The organism is Streptomyces sp. NPDC032822 (assembly GCF_055578825.1).
The window spans coordinates 175376-190902 of the sequence record NZ_JBVIOL010000002.1 but is presented as its reverse complement, the minus strand read 5'-3'; the positions used below and the strand labels follow the sequence as shown (position 1 = coordinate 190902).

Here is a 15527-nt window from a genome sequence, read left to right as displayed (position 1 = left end):
TCACTCGTCCCACCCAAACCCCTCACGCCCGTCCGCACAAGGGTACAAATCTGCGCAATCAGTTCCGGGAACCTCCGTTTTCCGGGTGTTCTCATGGTGTTCTCCGGTCACGTCCTGGCCCGGAAAACTCCGTTGCACCGCACCACCAGAATCGCTCAGGATGCGGGTATGAGCACGACGGGGGAGGTCGCGCGGCGCGCGGTCATGGCACGTACGGGGGTCGGGCCATGAGCGCGCGTCTGCGGGGCATCGCACAGCAGACACAGCAGATCGTGGCGGCGGGGCGCTACCGCGCGCCGGACGGCCGCGAGGTGACCGTCGCCGCCGGCATCGAGGCGGCCCGCGAGGGCACCCGGATGTACGGGCCGAGCCCGGTCCCGATCCGGCCGGTCCCGCCGCCGGACCCCCTGTCGGAGCCGCCGACGGGCACGCTGTGCGAGGTGACCGGGGAAAGCAGCCTCCAGGCGGCCCGCCGCCTCGCCGGTCCGGTGGCCGTCCTGAACTTCTCGTCCGCCCGCAACCCCGGCGGCGGTTATCTCAACGGCGCCCAGGCCCAGGAAGAGGCCCTGTGCCGGGCCTCCGCGCTGTACACCTGTCTGGTCGGGGTCCGGCAGTTCTACGACCACCACCGCGCGCACCGCGACCCGTTCTACACGGACCGGGTCATCCACTCGCCGGCCGTGCCCGTCTTCCGCGACGACCGCGCCCGTCTCCTGGACGAGCCGTACACCGCCGGTTTCCTCACGGCGGCGGCACCGAACGCGGGGGTCGTGCTGCGCACGGCACCGGAGCGGGCGGCCGACCTGCCGGGCGCCCTCGCGAGCCGCGCGGAGCGGGTGCTGGAGACGGCCGCCGCGCACGGCTACCGGCGGCTCGTCCTGGGCGCCTGGGGCTGCGGGGTGTTCCAGAACGACCCGGCGCAGGTGGCGGGCGCGTTCCGGACCCTGCTCGGCCCCGGCGGCCGGTTCGCCGGGACCTTCGCGCACGTGGTGTTCGCCATCCTGGACCGCACGACGGGGAACGCGACCCGGGAGGCGTTCGTACGGGCGTTCCCGGAGCGCCAGCTGCGGCCGTGAGGTGACCTCCGGGACGGGCCCGTCCCGGAGTCAGGTCCAGCCGTAGCGCTCCGCCAGCCGGTGGCGGACCAGGTTGAACCGCATCCGGTCCAGCGCGCACGCCTCCCGGCGCATGCCGTCCTCGTACAGCCGCAGGACGCGGTCCACGGCGACCCACGAGTCCCGCCCCGTCCGGTCCCAGGGCCCACTGCCGATCGGCACCCACTCCCGGTCGCCGTCGTGCCGCTTGCTCGACAACTGGACGGCGAGGAAGGTGCCGCCGGCCTCGCGGGCGACGACCAGCACGGGCCGGTCCTTGCCGCGGCCGTCGTTCTCCTCGAAGGGGACCCAGGTCCAGACGATCTCGCCGGGATCCGGGTCCCCGTCGTGCGCGGGCGAGTACTCCGTGCGCACCCGGCCCACCTCGCGGGGGTTCGCCTCGACGGTGGCGGAGGGGCCGAAGCGGCCGGGGACGTTCTCATCGGTAGACGCAGTCACGAAGGCAACGGTAGAGCCCGCGTGCGGCGGCCCGTTCGCCCGGCCCCCGGTCCGCCCGCGTGCCGTCCCCGGCCGGCCGCGGTCTCGGCCGCCGGCCCGCTCCGCTCACCCTCCGTCGTTCTCCGCTCAGCCCCCGTCCTTCTCCACCGGGACCTTCTGCACCGGCGGCGGCGCGACCCCGTTCAGGGGCGAAGTCCCGTTCGGGACCGGCCCGTTCTGGTTCATCGAGGCGAGCAGCTGGCGGGCCAGGCCCAGACCGGTACCGCCCATGGTGAGCGCCTTGGCGAGCATCTCCGCCATGCCGTCGGCGCCGTTGAGGACCACCATGTTGTCGACGCTGCCGAAGGCGGACGCGCCGGCCTTGACGATCTCCGGCCAGTTCTCGGCGAGTTGCTGGGCGACGACCGCTTCCTGGTTCTCGGCGAGCGCGGCGGCCCGGGCCTTGATGGACTCCGCCTCCGCGAGCCCCTTGGCCTTGGCGGCCTCGGCCTCCGCCAGGCCCCTGGCCTGGGTCGCGGCGGCCTCGGCCTCACCGGTGGCGCGGGTGGCCGCCGCGGTGGCGGAGCCCCGGGCCTTGGTCGCCTCCGCCTCGGCGCCCGCGGCCACCTTCACCCGGGTCGCCTCGGCCGCGGCGGCCAGCTCCGTCTCCTGCGCCTTGGCCTGGGCCGCGGAGATCCGGGCGTCGCGCTCGGCCTCCGCCAGCGTCCGCTTCTCGTAGGCCTGGGCGTCCGCGGGCTTGCGGACGTCCACCTGGAGCTGCTGCTCACGCCGTTGGGCCTCCAGCTCGGCGACCCGCGTCTCCTGGACGACGACCTGCTGGCGGGCGCCGGCGTCGGCGAGCGGACCGGCCTGGTGGGCCGTGGCCGCCGCCTTGTCGCGCTCGGCCTGGTAGCCGGCCTGGAGGATCTCGCTGTCCCGGGTGGCCTCGGCCATCCGCGCGGCGGCCTGCTGCTCCGCCTCGGTGGCCAGCCGGTTCGCCTCGGCCTGCGCGATCCGGGCGTCCCGCTGCACGGCCGCGGCGTGCGGCATCGCCAGGTTCTGGATGTATCCGGTGGGATCCTCGATCTCGTGGATCTGCAGCGAGTCCACGATCAGGCCCAGCTTCTCCATCTCCGTACCGCAGGCCGCGCGGGTCTGCCCGGTGAGCTTCTCCCGGTCCCGGATCATGTCCTCGACCGTCAACCCGCCCACGATGGACCGCAGATGACCGGCGAAGACGTTGTGGACGCGCTCCGACATCAGCTTCTGCTGGTCGAGGAAGCGGCGGCCCGCGTTGGCGATCGACACGAAGTCGTCGCCCACCTTGAAGATGACCACGCCCCGCACCTTGAGCGGAATGCCCTGGGTGGTCACGCAGTCCACCTGCAGTTCGGTCTCGTTCAGGTCGAGCGACAGCTTGCGCACCGCCTGCACACCGGGCAGCACGAGCGTGCCGCGCCCGGTGACGATACGGAATCCCATCCCCTCCTCAAGGCCCTCCGTCCGATGCTTGGAACCGGAGATGATCAGAGCCTCGTTGGGTTCGGCGACCCGCCACATCATCTTGAACAGACCGATCACAACGAGCACGGCGAGAACCGCCGCCCCCGCAACGACGCCGACAATCATCGGCATACGCCCCCTTTGCATGGTGCCCTTTCGGCACCGAACGAAAGGGAGTGTGCGCCTGCGCGAGCCGAGGATGAAGAAGCCGGCCGATCCTTGTCGCAAACTTGACGCATACGTCTCTCACCTGCGACGTGGCGTGCTCAACTGTCGTAGGCGGGCTGGACGTAGACCGTCCTGGGCGGCAGGTACTCCACGACCATCACCACCGTGCCGTTCTCGATCCGGTCGCTGCCGGTGGCGGGGTAGGCGAGGAAGTGCTCGGCGCCGCCGCGCACCCGGACGATCACCTCGCCGACCAGCCCGGGCCCGATCGTCCCGGTGACCCGCCCCATGAGCCCGACCATCGACGCGTCGTCCATGGTCACAGGGTACGGGGCGAACGCCCCCCGGAGCGTCCCCGCGACCGCCCTCGTGGACATCGTCCACCCGAACTTCCTCACACGGCCGGGGAATCGGTGACCGCGTGCTCCGGCGGCCACGCCTCGTGCCAGCGCAGCTCCGCCTCCAACTGGGCGGCCAGGGAGATCAGCAGCGGCTCGCCGTGCGCCGGACCGAGCAACTGCGCGCCGACCGGCAGACCACCGCCCACGAAACCGGCGGGGACGTTGACGCCGGGCCAGCCCAGCACGTTCCACGGCCAGGCGTAGGGGCAGGCCGCGATCATCGCGCGGTCGGTGGCCAGCCCGCCCAGCTCCAGCAGCGCCCCGACACGGGGCGGGGGAGCGGCCGTCGTCGGCGCGAGGACCACGTCGTACGTGGTGAAGAACGCGCCGATCCGCCGGTGCAGGACGGCCTCCGCGCGCCGCGCCGCGCGCAGCGGAACCCCGCCGAGCAGCCCGCCGAGCCGGGCGGCGCCGAGGGTGCGGCGGTCGAGGAGGGCGGGGAAGGGGGCCTCGCGGACCCGCTCGGCGAGACCGGCCGTGGCGCGGGGGACGAAGGTCAGCCCGATCTGCCCGTACGGGGGATCGGCCTCCTCGACGAGGTGCCCCAAGTCGCTCAGCGTCTCGGCGAGTTGGAGGATCCGCGCCCGTACCTCCGGCTGGAGCCGGGCGGGCAGGGCGGTGAACGGGGGCTTCAGGGAGAGCGCGACGCGCAGTCGGCCGGGATCACGGCCGGCCGCCTCCCGGGCGCCCACGGCCGGGGGCCGGTGCGGGTCGTGGGCGTGGTTGCCTGCCGCCGCGTCCAGGAGCAGGGCCGCGTCGGCGACCGTACGGGCCAGCGTGCCGTTGACCGTGATGCCCTGGAAGGACTCGCCGCGGGGCCAGGTGGAGATCCGGCCGCGCTGCGGTTTGATCCCGATCAGATGGGTCCAGGAGGCCGGGATCCGCACCGACCCGGCGCCGTCCGAGCCCAGCGCGGCGGGCACCAGACCGGCGGCGACGGCGGCGGCCGAACCGCCGGACGAACCGCCCGGGGTGTGCCCGGTGTGCCACGGATTGCGGGTCGCGCCGAAGGCGGGCCCCTCGGTGAACGGCCACTGTCCGAACTCGCAGGTGTTGGTCTTCCCCACGATCACGGCCCCGGCCGCGCGCAGCCGCCGTACCGCCTCCCCGTCCTCGGCGACCGGCGGGAACTCCCCGCGGCACCCGAACGCGGTCGGCTCGCCCGCCACGTCCATGTCGTCCTTCACCGCCACCGGCACCCCGAGCAGCGGCCGGCGCACTCCGGCGGCCAACTCCCGGTCCGCGGCCTCCGCCTCGGCGAGCGCCGCCTCGGCCCGCACGATCCGGAAGGCGTTCAGCGAGGTCCGGGTGGCCTCGATCCGGTCCAGCGTCCGCTCCACGAGCGTCCGGGACGACACCTCCCCGTCGGCGAGCGCACGGGCGGACTCCGCGAGGCCTGCGGAACGGTCGAGCGTCATGCGGGACACCTCCGGGACGACACTGTCTACCGAACGGTAACGTCCGGTGCCGTCCCGCGGAACGCCCCTGGCCGCAGGGCGGTTTCACAGGGCGCGTCCCTGCACGCCACAGCTTTCCCGCGGGGCTCGCGCAGTCGTGCGCAAACCATTGACGCGCCCGTACCCCAGCTCTACCTTCTGACCGACTTTCCGAACCCCGTTCGGGATCTCGCACATCAGAGCCGCATGTGTCCGAGGGAGAGCCGCCCGTGACCACACGTCCCCCCGCTCCGTCGCGCCGCACCCTGCTGCGTGCCATGGCAGTCCTGCCCGTCTCGGCGCTCGTCCTGGGTGAGGCGCCCGGACTGCTCGGTACGGCCTCTGCCGCCGCCCCGCCGAGCGGCTCCGCCACCCGCTACACGATCGTGCCGTTCCTCAACAGCAACGACGGCACGGTGAACGTCTACCAGTCCGACGACGCCACCGACTTCCGGCTCGCGCGGTCCTCGGCCTACACCCCGCCCGCCAACCGCATCCGCGACGCGAGCGTCCTCAAGCACACCAACGGCTACTACTACGTCACCTACACCACGCACACCTGGCAGGACACCAGCACCACCATCGGCTTCGCCCGCAGCTCGGACCGCGTCAACTGGACCTTCCTGTACGACTACACGGTCCCGATCGCCAACCTGTCGCGGGCGTGGGCGCCCGAGTGGTTCGTCGACAGCGACGGCAGCGTGAACGTCATCGTGTCCTGCTCGGTCACCAGCAACGAGTGGATCTTCACCCCGTATCTGCTCAGGGCGACCAACTCCGCGCTCACCGCCTGGAGTGCACCGGTGGCCCTGTCCGGCATCGGGGCGAACCACATCGACACGGTCATCGTGAGGATCGGCTCGACCTACCACGCCTTCCCGAAGAACGAGACGACGAAGTACATCGAGTACGCCACCGCCACCAGCCTCGCCGGCCCCTACACCATCTCGAAGACCGGCAACTGGGCGGGCTGGGGCAGTTACCGCGAGGGCCCGTCCGTGATCCAGCTCGACAACGGCGGCTGGCGGATCTTCTTCGACGGCTACGGCGACGGGAACTACTACTACAGCGACAGCTACGACACGTTCGCCACCTGGACCGCTCCCAAGGCGCTGCCCGTGGTCTCCGGCACGGCACGCCACTTCACCGTCATCAAGGAGACGGTCGGCGGCGGCCCGAGCCTGGCGAAGGGCGTCACCCGCTCCTTCCGGTCGGTCAACTACACGACGCGGCACTGGACGGTGGAGTCCTCCCTGCTCAACCTCCCCGTGGTGAGCGGCTCCAGCACCACCGCGGTCAAGCAGGCGGCCACCTTCAGCGTCGTCGCCGGTCTGGCCGACGCCAACGGCTTCTCCTTCCGCGACAGTTCGGGCAACTACCTGCGCCACTACAACTACCGCGCCCGGTTCGACGCCAACGACGGCACGTCCGCCTTCGCGAGGGACGCCACGTTCATCGCCCGGACGGGCACGGCGTCGGGCTCGCTGCGCTTCGAGTCGTACAACTACCCCGGCTCCTACCTGCGCCACTACAACTACCAGTTGCGCGTGGACGTGACGGACGGCACGGACACCTTCCGCCAGGACAGCTCCTTCGTACCGGTGACGGCCTGGGCCTGAGCCGCACACCCGCCGACCCGGCCCGGCGCCGCGGAAACCAGGGCCGTCAGGTCGGGAAGGCCGAGGGGGCACCGGAGGCGAGGGCCGCGCCGTCGGTGGTGCGCGGGCCGTGGGCCCGGGCGCGCGGCACTCGTACCCGAGGGGCGAGTGCGTCCAGCCGTAGCGTGACCGTCTCCGGCGACACCCGCCACGCCGGACGCGGCTCGGCCACGGGGGTACCGCACCAGCGGCGGCCACCCCGGCGCACGGACCGCCACCGGGTGCGGGCGGCCGGGCGCCCTTCGGTGCCGTCGCGCCGCGGGCCTCCCGGGGGAGGTCTCGGCCCCGCGTACCCGGGATGGCATAGTGGCGCCCCGGTGACGTGCGGGTTCGAGACCGGGGTGATCCGCATGTCGCGGCCCAAGTCCCTTACCCCGAGGCCGTGTCGGACCCGCGATCGGAGAGCGACGGATGCCGAGTGGACTGATCGCGCTGGCACTCGGCGGCTTCGGCATCGGCCTGACCGAGTTCCTGATCGCCGGGCTGCTGCCCCAGGTGGCGTCGAGTTTCGCGGTGTCCGAGGCGGTGGCGGGCCGGCTGATCTCCGGGTACGCGCTGAGTGTCGCGATCGGCGCGATCGCCCTGACCGCGGCGACGGCCCGCCTGCCCCGCAAACAGGTCCTGGTGGGCCTGGTGGCGTTGTTCGTGCTGGGCAACCTGCTGAACGCCGTCGCGCAGACCTACTCGGTGATGATGCTCGGGCGGATCGTCGCGGCGCTGTGCCACGGTTCGTTCTTCGGCATCGGCTCGCTGGTCGCGCGCTCGCTGGTCGCGCCGGAGAAGAAGTCCCGTGCGGTGGCGGTGATGTTCGCCGGGCTGACGCTCGCCAACGTACTGGGCGTGCCGTTCGGCGCGCTGGTCGGTGAACGCTGGGGCTGGCGGGCGGCCTTCTGGGCGGTCACCGCGATCGGCGTACTCGCACTGGCGGGGATCGTCGCACTCGTCCCCGGCGAGGCGGCCCGACCTCGGCCGGCGGCCGTGGGAGCCCCCGCGGAGCCGGCACCGCCCAGCGGCCTGCGGGACCAGTTCCGCGCGTTCCGGTCCTGGCAGGTCTGGCTGACCCTGACGGCCACCGCACTCGGCTACGGCGGGATGTTCGGCGCGTTCAGCTACCTCGCCTACACGTTCACCGAGGTCGGCGGTTTCTCCTCCGGCGATGTCGCCTGGCTCCTGATGGTGTACGGCGTCGGCCTGGTCATCGGGAACCTGATCGGCGGGCGAGCGGCCGACCGCGACCGTGACCGGACCCTGCTGATCGCCCTGAGCGGCCTCACCGTCACCCTGGCCGTCTTCGGTCTGCTGGCGGAAAGTCCCACCGCGTCGGTGCTTCTGGTGTTCCTGATGGGGATGTTCGGGTTCGCCAGTGTGCCCGGCATGATCACCCGCGTCACCGACCACGCCCAAGGGGCGGCCCTGGCCGCCGGCGCCAATGTGTCCGCGTCCAACATCGGCAACGCGCTGGGCGCCTGGCTCGGCGGCCTGGCCATCACCGCGGGACTCGGCTACACCGCACCCCTCTACGTCGGAGCCGGGATCGCCCTGGCGTCCGTCCTCGTCATGGCGGTCGCCGCCCGCCGGGCCCGGTCACCCGAGCGGCGGACCGAGCCCGTGTGAGGGGACGTCCGCGGAGGCCGGTGACGCCCCGAGCCGTCGCCGGGGACCGTCCCATCTCACGTGGAGGGTGGGTGGCTTGCGGAAGACCAGACCGTACGGAGCGGCGGGGAGCTCCGGGTCGAGGCGGAGCGCGGGGAGCCGTTCGAGCAGGGCCTTGAGGGCGATGCGGGTCTCCAGACGGGCGAGATGGGCGGCGAGGCAGTAGTGCGGGCCGTGTGCGAAGGCCAGTTGGAGACGCGCGTTCTCGCGGCGGACGTCGAACCGATCGGGGTCCGCGAAGACTGCGGGGTCACGGTTGGCGCCCGTCAGGGAGACGGTGACCAGGTCACCCCGGCGGATCGTGGACGGGCCGAGAACCGTGTCCCGGGTGGCGTACCGGTCCACGACCGCCGCCCCGGGTTCGAGGCGCAGGGACTCCTCGATCGCACCGTCCAGCAGCGCGGAGTCGGCCCGGACGAGGGCGAGTTGGCCGGGGTGCCGCAGCAGATGCAGCAGCGCGTTGGTGATCATCGCCTCGGTGGTCTCGATGCCTCCGAACATCAGCACCGCGGCGTTGGACGCCACCTCGGGCACCGTGAGCCGCCCGGCGGCGGAGCCGAGGAGGGAGGAGGTGCCCGGGGCGCCGACGGTGGTCTCCACCGCCGTCCGCAGCTCCGCGTACGCCGCGGCGCCGGCGGTGCCCGCCGCGAGACCCGCGGTGATGTCCGAGACCGACCGCACGATGGCGTCGTACCAGGAGAGCACCGTCTCCGCCGAGGTACCGGCCAGCCCCAGCGCCTCGGTCACGACGGCGACCGCGAGCGGTCCGGCGAAGGCCCGCCGCAGTTCGGCGCCGCCCGCCGGTTCCAGCGCGGTGACGAGCCGGTCGGTCTCCCGCTCGATGAACGGGGCGAAGCCCTCACGGACCTCCCGGGGGCGGAAGGGAGCGGTGAAGGGCTCACGGTGGCGGGCGTGCCGGTCGCCGTCCAGGGACAGCATGCTCGGCCCGACCACCCGCGCCGTGGAGAACCGGGGGTCGTCGACCGTGAAGGTCGCGGCATCCCGCATCACCGTCAGCGCGAGATCCCGACGGGTCACCAACCAGCCGTCCAGCTCGGGTATCCAGGACACGGGCTCCCGCGCCCGGAGCAGCGCCAGTCGCGGATGCGGATCCTTCGCCAGATCGGCGAGCGTCGTCGTACGGCCGAGCGGGAAGGACTCGACGACGCTCATCGCGTACGCCGGCGGGGCACAGGGGAACCGGTCACCTTCCGGAGACTAACAACCGCTCGGGCGGTCCGGTCTCGCCCTGGTCACCGGAGTCAGGACCGCCGCGCGCCCATCTCCGTGGCGAACGCCGTCGGGTTGCCGTCGAACCCTTGGACCGTCTCGCGGAACTCCCATGCCCCGGAGGCCTCCCGGACGAACTCCGCGACCGTCCCGGCAGTGGACCCGGCGATCCCCGCGAAGTCGTCCACCAGTAGTTCCCTGTACTCGGCGACGACCACCACGCCGGTGTTGGGCACGTCGCCGAAGGTCTTGGGGCCGCTGTTCTGGTGGATCGCGACCCCGACGACGACCCGGGCGAAGGAGGAGGCGAGGCGATCCAGTTCCAGGACCATCACCTCGACGAAGCCGAGGCCCTGACCGGTCTCGCTGTGCCGGGTCATGGTGATCGTGCCGTCCGGTGAACGGCTCTCGGTGTGGACGATGTGCACGGGTGGTCCGTAGGGGGAGTCCGCCGAGTAGGTCGCGGCCATGATGTCGAGATGGTGGGGCGGCTGATTCCACGCGTTCGGGCTCCACTTGAGCCGTACCTCGACCTTGCTCAGCCCACTGCTTCCACTGCTCACGGAATCGCTGCCTCCCCGCCGGGCCACCACGGGAGGTCGCCCCACATGGTCAAGTATGGCTCTCCGTCCTCCCGTTGAAGCCCTCCGTGGCGGCATGCCCGACGAACGGGCGCTTCCCTCCGGCACGACGTGGGGCCAGGACGGGCCTTCCGGCACGCAGACCCCGGTGAACACTGCCGGGAACCGGCAGTGCGGGGCCGGGACCGGATCGTGCAGCATGGTTCGCGGGGAGCACGGAGAACGGTCGGGGTGCCGGACACGAAGAGTGTCCGGCACCCCGACCCGACGGCCCCGCACCTCTCCGGCTCCTCCGGCCGGGAGCGGGCCGGAGCGGCCACGCAGTACGGCACGAGCGTTCGCGGTGGCCGCCGGATCGACGGGGCGCCGTACCCTGACGGGCGAACGTGCCCGGGCCACTGAAAGCGGGTCCATGGGCGGGGAAAGGTGCTGGTCAGGCGCGGCCCGGTGCGGCGGGGGCGGCGGTGTCGGGCCGTGGACCGGTTGCGGTGGGGCGAGGGGCTTTTCACGGTGGGCGCAGGAACAGCGTTTTTGGAAAGGAACGTGCATGCGCCCCCTGGTATCCCGCGGTCTCCTCCTGCCGCCCCTGCTGTGCTCGGCCCTGCTGCTCGTGCCGGCCGGCACCGCAGCGGCCGCGAGCGACATCCATGGAGAAGTCGCGGAGCGGACCGCCGTGGCGTGGTCCGCCCCCGCGGCGGACGCCGTCGTGGAACGGCTCGACGCGCTGGAGAGAGCGGACCGTGCCGACGTCTTCGCCCCGTTGGTCGAGGCGGTGAACTCCATCGCCGTGACGGAGGGCGGCCATCTCGACCCGGCCGAGGCCGCCGCGTACGAGCAGACGGTACGGACGGCACACGCCGCCGTGCAGCAGCGGCTGGCCGCCTCCGTCGCGGCGGTCGCGGCGGCCGACCCGGTGGCGGACCTGCTGGCCTCGCTCCAGTCGGCGGTCGACGGGCTGCTCAGCGCGCTCACCTCGCTCGACCTGGGCGCGCTGCTCGGCGCGGTCACCGGACTGCTCACGCCGGTGATCGGTCTGGTCACGGGCCTGCTCGGCGGGGGACTGCCCGAACTGCCGGCGCTGCCGGCCGACCTTCCCGCGGATCTCCCGGCGGCACCGGTGACCGGCTGAGCCGCCGGCCGGACACGGCAACCCGTCGGGCGTCGGCGGCGACCTGAAGGTGAAATCCCGCACCCCACCAAGGGAGTTCACCATGCGCACCCGCATTGCGCGGCTGGTCGCCGTCCTCGCCGCCCTGGCCGCGGTGGTCGCCGCGCCGGGCCTCTCGGTGAGCCCGGCGCAGGCCGCGGCCCGCCCCGCCCCGGCGACGGCAACCGATGACACAGGACAGTCCGCGGCGACCGGCACCCCACCGGCCGTGGCGACCGGGACCGCCCGGGCCGCCGCGGACTGGAATCCGCCCGCCAACCTGGTCCAGCCCCTGACCGAGGTCTGGAACCACGTTCAGTCGACCTACCCGGACCTCTACGGCTTCCGGAACTACGGCTGGGACCAGGTCATGGCCAACAGGGGCAGCATCAACTACTGCGTCCGCTGGGAGTCCGACGCCCCCGTCAGCACCGCCCTGCGCGACCGGATCCACACCGCGCTCAAGAAGCAGTTCGGCAAGTGGACGGCGGCGATGGTCGAGAACGGCACCGGGCACAACGCCTGGCCCTACACCACCGTCCCCGTCAACATCGTCGGCTGGGCGGTGAAGAACCGGTCGACCCTCCAGTGGACCGACAACTCCGTCGACATCTACGCCGGCAACCTCGACGGCGGCGGCGCACCGCAGTGCGCGCCGGACTGTGGCCGCTTCTTCCACCAGGACGGCAACTACTCCAGGTGTCCGGGCGGTGCCGCCCGCCACTACGACCAGTCGCTGTGGCTCACCAAGGGCTTCCAGGGCGGAGCCGGCGGCGACTGGGGCCAGCGGGTCGGGCAGGAGTACTTCACCGGCGTGCTGGAGCAGGAGAACATCCACATCTACCTGCACGAGGTCGGCCACACCTTCGGGCTCGACGACTTCTACGACTGGACTCCGACCGGGCAGTGCTGCTTCCTCATGAAGGCGGGCAGCGCCGCGCAGATCACGGAGTTCGACAAGTGGATGTTCCGCGACTTCTGGCGCCATGTGAAGAACCGCTACGGGCTCTGAGCCGGGCGGACGCGAAGAGTGGCCGGTTTTTAAGTCAGTTGCTTGACTTCACTCCTGTGGGGTGGGTTGGCCGGGCATCCGGAGCCCTGCATTCCCCCCACAGGAGGCGCACCGTGAGCGACGTACGCATCGAACAGCCGCTGGACTACCCCCTCACCGCCCCCGCCGCCCTCGAACCACCCGCGGAGTGGGCCGAGTTGAGGCAGCGATGCCCGGTGGCCCGGGTGAAACTGCCCAGCGGCGACGAGGCGGCCCTGATCACCCGGTACGAGGACGTCCGGAGCGTGCTCGCCGACCCGAGGTTCACCCGCGAACTGGGCGCCCCCGGCGCGGCCCGCCTCATCGACACCGAGTCGGGCGGACTGTTCAACAGCCCCGTGGCGAACACCCTCGCCGCCGAGGGCCACGAACGCTGGCGCCGGATGGTCGGCAAGTGGTTCACCGCCCGCCGGATGGCCGCCCTGCGCCCCGGCATCGAGGCGACCGCCGAGCGGCTGATCGACCGCATGCTGGAGCACGGCCCACCGGCCGACCTCATCACGCACCTGGCGTTCCCGCTGCCGGTCCGGGTCATCTGCGACATGCTCGGCGTCCCGGAGAGCGACCGCGACAGGTTCGCGCACTGGTCCGACGTCAGCCTCAGCCTCACCGGGTACACCGGCGCCGAGATCGACCGGTCGCAGGAGGAGTTCACCGCCTACCTCACCGGTCTCGTCGACGGGAAACGCGAGCGGCCCGGCGACGACCTGCTCAGCGAACTCCTGGCCGCCACCGACGCCGAGGGACGGCCGATGACCGACGCCGGCCTGGTCGCCACCGCGCAGGCACTGCTGGTCGCCGGGCACGAGACCACCGCCGGCATGATCGCCAAGATGGTGGTCCTGCTGCTGGCCGACCGCGGACAGTGGGAGCGGCTGCTCGCCGACCGGTCCCTGGTGCGTACGGCCGTCGAGGAGATCCTGCGCTTCGACCCCAACGGCGGCTTCGTGCTGCCGCGTTTCCTGCACGAGGACGCCGAGGTCTCCGGCGGCGTGCTGCCCTCCGGCACCACCGTGGTGTGCAGCATGGCCGCGGCCAACCGTGACGACCGCGCGTTCGACGGGGCCGGCGAACTGGACCTGGGCCGCAGCCCCAACCCGCATATCGCCTTCGGCGCCGGAGCGCACTCCTGCCTCGGACAGCCGCTGGCCCGCACCGAACTCCAGGCCGTGCTCGACGTTCTGCTGCGCCGCCTGCCCACCCTCGACCTGGCCGTCGCGCCGGACGCACTGCGCCGCGTCGAGGGACTCCTCGTCGGGCGGCTGCACGAGCTGCCGGTGCGCTGGTGACGGCCGGGCCGAGCCATGTCGCACCGCACGGGGACCGAGGAGTCCGGGCTGTGGAGATCACTGTCGACGAGGCGAGGTGCTGTGGCGCGGGGCAGTGCGTGATGGTCGCGCCGGACGTGTTCGACCAGCGCGAGGAGGACGGCGTGGTCGTCCTGCGGGACGCGGAGCCGCCGGAGCGGCTGCGTCCGGCGGTCAGGGAGGCGGCGAGCGTCTGCCCGGCCGCGGCGATCACGCTCGACGAGACCGGCTGAGGTCCCGGCGGGGCCGGTGAGATCATCCGCGTATGACTGTGAGCGCGGACATCGCGATGATCGCCGTCCCCGCCGGGCAGGTCACGCTGGCCGACCGGCGGACCGAACGCCGGTGGGAGGTGACACTCCCGTCCTACCGGATGGCGACCCACCCGGTCACCCAGGAGCTGTACGCCGAGGTGACCGGGGAACGCCCGGGCAGCACGCCGGGCGACCGGCTGCCCGTCGAGGGAGTCTCCTGGTGGGACGCGGTCCGCTTCTGCGACACGCTGTCCCGGCGGGCCGGGCTGCGGCCCGTCTACCGCGTCCACAGCGACGGCGAGGGCGTCGACCGGGACACGGGCGCCGACGGCTACCGGCTGCCGACCGAGGCGGAGTGGGAGCACGCCTGCCGCGCCGGCACGACCGGCCCGCGCTACGGCCCCCTCGACGAGATCGCCTGGTACCGCGCCACCTCCGAGGAACGCCTCCACGAGGTGGCCGGCAGGCAGCCCAACCCGTGGGGTCTGTACGACATGCTCGGCAACGTCTGGGAGTGGTGCTGGGACCTCTACGACCCCGAGGTGTACGGCGGTTACCGGGTGCTGCGGGGCGGCGGCTGGTTCGACGAGCACTGGAGCTGCCGGGCGTCCGTACGGCGCCGCAGCCATCCGACGTTCCGGGTCGACGACGTGGGCTTCCGTGTCGCGCGCTCCACACCGGCCCGGTGACCGACCGACGGGCGTCCGGGTGCCGAGCACCGAGAGGAGCTTGAGGCGCTCGGCGTCCTCCGTGCCGGGCCCGGCGGTGTACACGATGACCCGCAGGTCGCTGCCCACCACGCTGAGCACGTCGCGGTCCAGCCTCAGAGAAAGGGACTCCTGGCTGTCCGCGGCACGGCGCGGGAAGCTGGGACGCATGACGACCACACTCATCACCGGAGCCAACAAGGGCCTGGGCTTCGAGACCGCCCGCCGACTCGTCGCAGCGGGCCACACCGTCTACATCGGCAGCCGCAACGCCGAGCGCGGACGCCGGGCCGCCGAGGAACTCGGCACCCGGTTCGTCCTCCTCGACGTCACCGACGACACCTCCGTCGAGGCCGCGGCGAAGACGATCGAGGCCGAGGGCGGACTCGACGTCCTGGTCAACAACGCCGGAATCGAGGCGCGGGGCGAGGGCAACAGCGTGCTCGGCGCCGCCGACCTGACCGCCGACCACCTGCGCACCCTGTTCGAGACGAACGTCTACGGCGTCGTCCGCGTCACCCACGCCTTCCTGCCGCTGCTCCGACGCTCGCCCGCGCCCGTCGTGGTCAACGTCAGCAGCGGTCTGGCCTCACTGAGCGCGCTCTCCGACCCGGCCCACCCGGCGTACTTCTACCCGGGCGTCGCCTATCCGACGTCGAAGACCGCCGTCAACATGCTCACCGTGCAGTACGCGAAGGCGTTCCCGGAGCTGCGGATCAACGCCGTGGAACCCGGCTACACCGCGACCGACCTGAACGGGAACACCGGCACGCAGACCGTCGAGGAGGGCGCCGAGATCATCGTGCGGATGGCGCGGCTGGGACCGGACGGCCCGACCGGCGGCTACTTCGACGCGGACGGCCCACTGCCCTGGTGACCGGACGCGCCCGCCCGCGGCC

The 15527-nt window shown here is 72.5% G+C and carries 16 protein-coding genes and 1 pseudogene; 9 read left to right on the top strand and 8 right to left on the bottom strand.

The features are described 5' to 3' along the window. The first annotated feature begins 227 nt into the window (after window positions 1-227). Window positions 228-1076 (top strand): TIGR02452 family protein, encoded by an 849-nt coding sequence (locus ACZ5VD_RS06575; RefSeq protein ID WP_468681154.1) that lies wholly within the window; start codon window positions 228-230, stop codon window positions 1074-1076. 30 nt (window positions 1077-1106) lie between these two features. Here ACZ5VD_RS06575 and ACZ5VD_RS06570 read toward each other — a convergent pair whose 3' ends face one another. From ACZ5VD_RS06570 to ACZ5VD_RS06555, 4 genes are all read right to left on the bottom strand, one after another. Next, window positions 1107-1553: a type II toxin-antitoxin system PemK/MazF family toxin gene (locus ACZ5VD_RS06570; RefSeq protein ID WP_468548512.1), complete on the bottom strand. Its 447-nt coding sequence runs from the start codon at window positions 1551-1553 to the stop codon at window positions 1107-1109. Window positions 1554-1679: 126 nt separating this feature from the next. Further along, window positions 1680-3167, bottom strand: coding sequence for a flotillin family protein (locus ACZ5VD_RS06565; protein ID WP_468681152.1), 1488 nt, complete (start codon window positions 3165-3167; stop codon window positions 1680-1682). Window positions 3168-3301: 134 nt separating this feature from the next. Next, the gene (locus tag ACZ5VD_RS06560; RefSeq protein ID WP_468548514.1) at window positions 3302-3520 is read right to left on the bottom strand and encodes a hypothetical protein; all 219 of its coding nucleotides are present in this window, start codon (window positions 3518-3520) and stop codon (window positions 3302-3304) included. Window positions 3521-3597: 77 nt separating this feature from the next. Further along, window positions 3598-5022: an amidase gene (locus ACZ5VD_RS06555; protein ID WP_468681150.1), complete on the bottom strand. Its 1425-nt coding sequence runs from the start codon at window positions 5020-5022 to the stop codon at window positions 3598-3600. Window positions 5023-5270: 248 nt separating this feature from the next. Here ACZ5VD_RS06555 and ACZ5VD_RS06550 point away from each other — a divergent pair, with 248 nt between their 5' ends. Then, window positions 5271-6659 (top strand): glycoside hydrolase family 43 protein, encoded by a 1389-nt coding sequence (locus ACZ5VD_RS06550; protein WP_468548516.1) that lies wholly within the window; start codon window positions 5271-5273, stop codon window positions 6657-6659. Window positions 6660-6705: 46 nt separating this feature from the next. Here the strand turns inward: ACZ5VD_RS06550 and ACZ5VD_RS06545 are convergent, their stop codons facing one another. Continuing rightward, window positions 6706-6870: a hypothetical protein gene (locus ACZ5VD_RS06545; RefSeq protein ID WP_468681148.1), complete on the bottom strand. Its 165-nt coding sequence runs from the start codon at window positions 6868-6870 to the stop codon at window positions 6706-6708. 239 nt (window positions 6871-7109) lie between these two features. On the opposite strand from ACZ5VD_RS06545, the gene ACZ5VD_RS06540 reads away from it, so the two are divergent. Beyond that, the gene (locus tag ACZ5VD_RS06540; protein WP_468681146.1) at window positions 7110-8312 is read left to right on the top strand and encodes an MFS transporter; all 1203 of its coding nucleotides are present in this window, start codon (window positions 7110-7112) and stop codon (window positions 8310-8312) included. Here ACZ5VD_RS06540 and ACZ5VD_RS06535 read toward each other — a convergent pair. After that, window positions 8283-9524, bottom strand: a complete 1242-nt coding sequence (locus ACZ5VD_RS06535; protein WP_468681144.1) for a cytochrome P450 — start codon at window positions 9522-9524, stop codon at window positions 8283-8285. The two genes, ACZ5VD_RS06540 and ACZ5VD_RS06535, sit on opposite strands and share 30 nt — an antisense overlap. An 89-nt stretch (window positions 9525-9613) precedes the next feature. Next, window positions 9614-10171, bottom strand: coding sequence for a TerD family protein (locus ACZ5VD_RS06530; protein ID WP_468548771.1), 558 nt, complete (start codon window positions 10169-10171; stop codon window positions 9614-9616). A 538-nt stretch (window positions 10172-10709) separates the two neighbouring features. On the opposite strand from ACZ5VD_RS06530, the gene ACZ5VD_RS06525 reads away from it, so the two are divergent. From ACZ5VD_RS06525 to ACZ5VD_RS06505, 5 genes are all read left to right on the top strand, one after another. Next, window positions 10710-11291: a hypothetical protein gene (locus ACZ5VD_RS06525; protein WP_468548520.1), complete on the top strand. Its 582-nt coding sequence runs from the start codon at window positions 10710-10712 to the stop codon at window positions 11289-11291. Between the two features lie 82 nt (window positions 11292-11373). Beyond that, window positions 11374-12321: a hypothetical protein gene (locus ACZ5VD_RS06520; protein WP_468548521.1), complete on the top strand. Its 948-nt coding sequence runs from the start codon at window positions 11374-11376 to the stop codon at window positions 12319-12321. A gap of 113 nt (window positions 12322-12434) precedes the next feature. Continuing rightward, window positions 12435-13649: a cytochrome P450 gene (locus ACZ5VD_RS06515; protein WP_468681142.1), complete on the top strand. Its 1215-nt coding sequence runs from the start codon at window positions 12435-12437 to the stop codon at window positions 13647-13649. A 50-nt stretch (window positions 13650-13699) separates the two neighbouring features. Then, on the top strand, window positions 13700-13900 hold the full coding sequence (locus ACZ5VD_RS06510; RefSeq protein ID WP_468548523.1) for a ferredoxin: 201 nt from the start codon (window positions 13700-13702) through the stop codon (window positions 13898-13900). 32 nt (window positions 13901-13932) lie between these two features. After that, window positions 13933-14610 carry a formylglycine-generating enzyme family protein gene (locus ACZ5VD_RS06505; protein ID WP_468548524.1) on the top strand — a complete coding sequence of 226 codons (678 nt, stop codon included), beginning with the start codon at window positions 13933-13935 and terminating at the stop codon, window positions 14608-14610. Between the two features lie 12 nt (window positions 14611-14622). Here the strand turns inward: ACZ5VD_RS06505 and ACZ5VD_RS06500 are convergent. After that, window positions 14623-14742 (bottom strand): annotated as a pseudogene (locus ACZ5VD_RS06500) (transcriptional regulator); the annotation flags it as partial. 55 nt (window positions 14743-14797) lie between these two features. On the opposite strand from ACZ5VD_RS06500, the gene ACZ5VD_RS06495 reads away from it, so the two are divergent. Continuing rightward, window positions 14798-15505, top strand: coding sequence for an SDR family oxidoreductase (locus ACZ5VD_RS06495; protein WP_468548525.1), 708 nt, complete (start codon window positions 14798-14800; stop codon window positions 15503-15505). Window positions 15506-15527 lie beyond the last annotated feature (22 nt).

Bases quoted from the DNA above. Each gene is read 5' to 3' on its own strand.
- ACZ5VD_RS06575 (WP_468681154.1), top strand. From the start codon at position 228: ATGAGCGCGCGTCTGCGGGGCATCGCACAGCAGACACAGCAGATCGTG.
- ACZ5VD_RS06565 (WP_468681152.1), bottom strand. From the start codon at position 3,167: ATGCCGATGATTGTCGGCGTCGTTGCGGGGGCGGCGGTTCTCGCCGTG.
- ACZ5VD_RS06560 (WP_468548514.1), bottom strand. From the start codon at position 3,520: ATGGACGACGCGTCGATGGTCGGGCTCATGGGGCGGGTCACCGGGACG.
- ACZ5VD_RS06555 (WP_468681150.1), bottom strand. From the start codon at position 5,022: ATGACGCTCGACCGTTCCGCAGGCCTCGCGGAGTCCGCCCGTGCGCTC.
- ACZ5VD_RS06540 (WP_468681146.1), top strand. From the start codon at position 7,110: ATGCCGAGTGGACTGATCGCGCTGGCACTCGGCGGCTTCGGCATCGGC.
- ACZ5VD_RS06535 (WP_468681144.1), bottom strand. From the start codon at position 9,524: ATGAGCGTCGTCGAGTCCTTCCCGCTCGGCCGTACGACGACGCTCGCC.
- ACZ5VD_RS06525 (WP_468548520.1), top strand. From the start codon at position 10,710: ATGCGCCCCCTGGTATCCCGCGGTCTCCTCCTGCCGCCCCTGCTGTGC.
- ACZ5VD_RS06520 (WP_468548521.1), top strand. From the start codon at position 11,374: ATGCGCACCCGCATTGCGCGGCTGGTCGCCGTCCTCGCCGCCCTGGCC.
- ACZ5VD_RS06505 (WP_468548524.1), top strand. From the start codon at position 13,933: ATGACTGTGAGCGCGGACATCGCGATGATCGCCGTCCCCGCCGGGCAG.
- ACZ5VD_RS06495 (WP_468548525.1), top strand. From the start codon at position 14,798: ATGACGACCACACTCATCACCGGAGCCAACAAGGGCCTGGGCTTCGAG.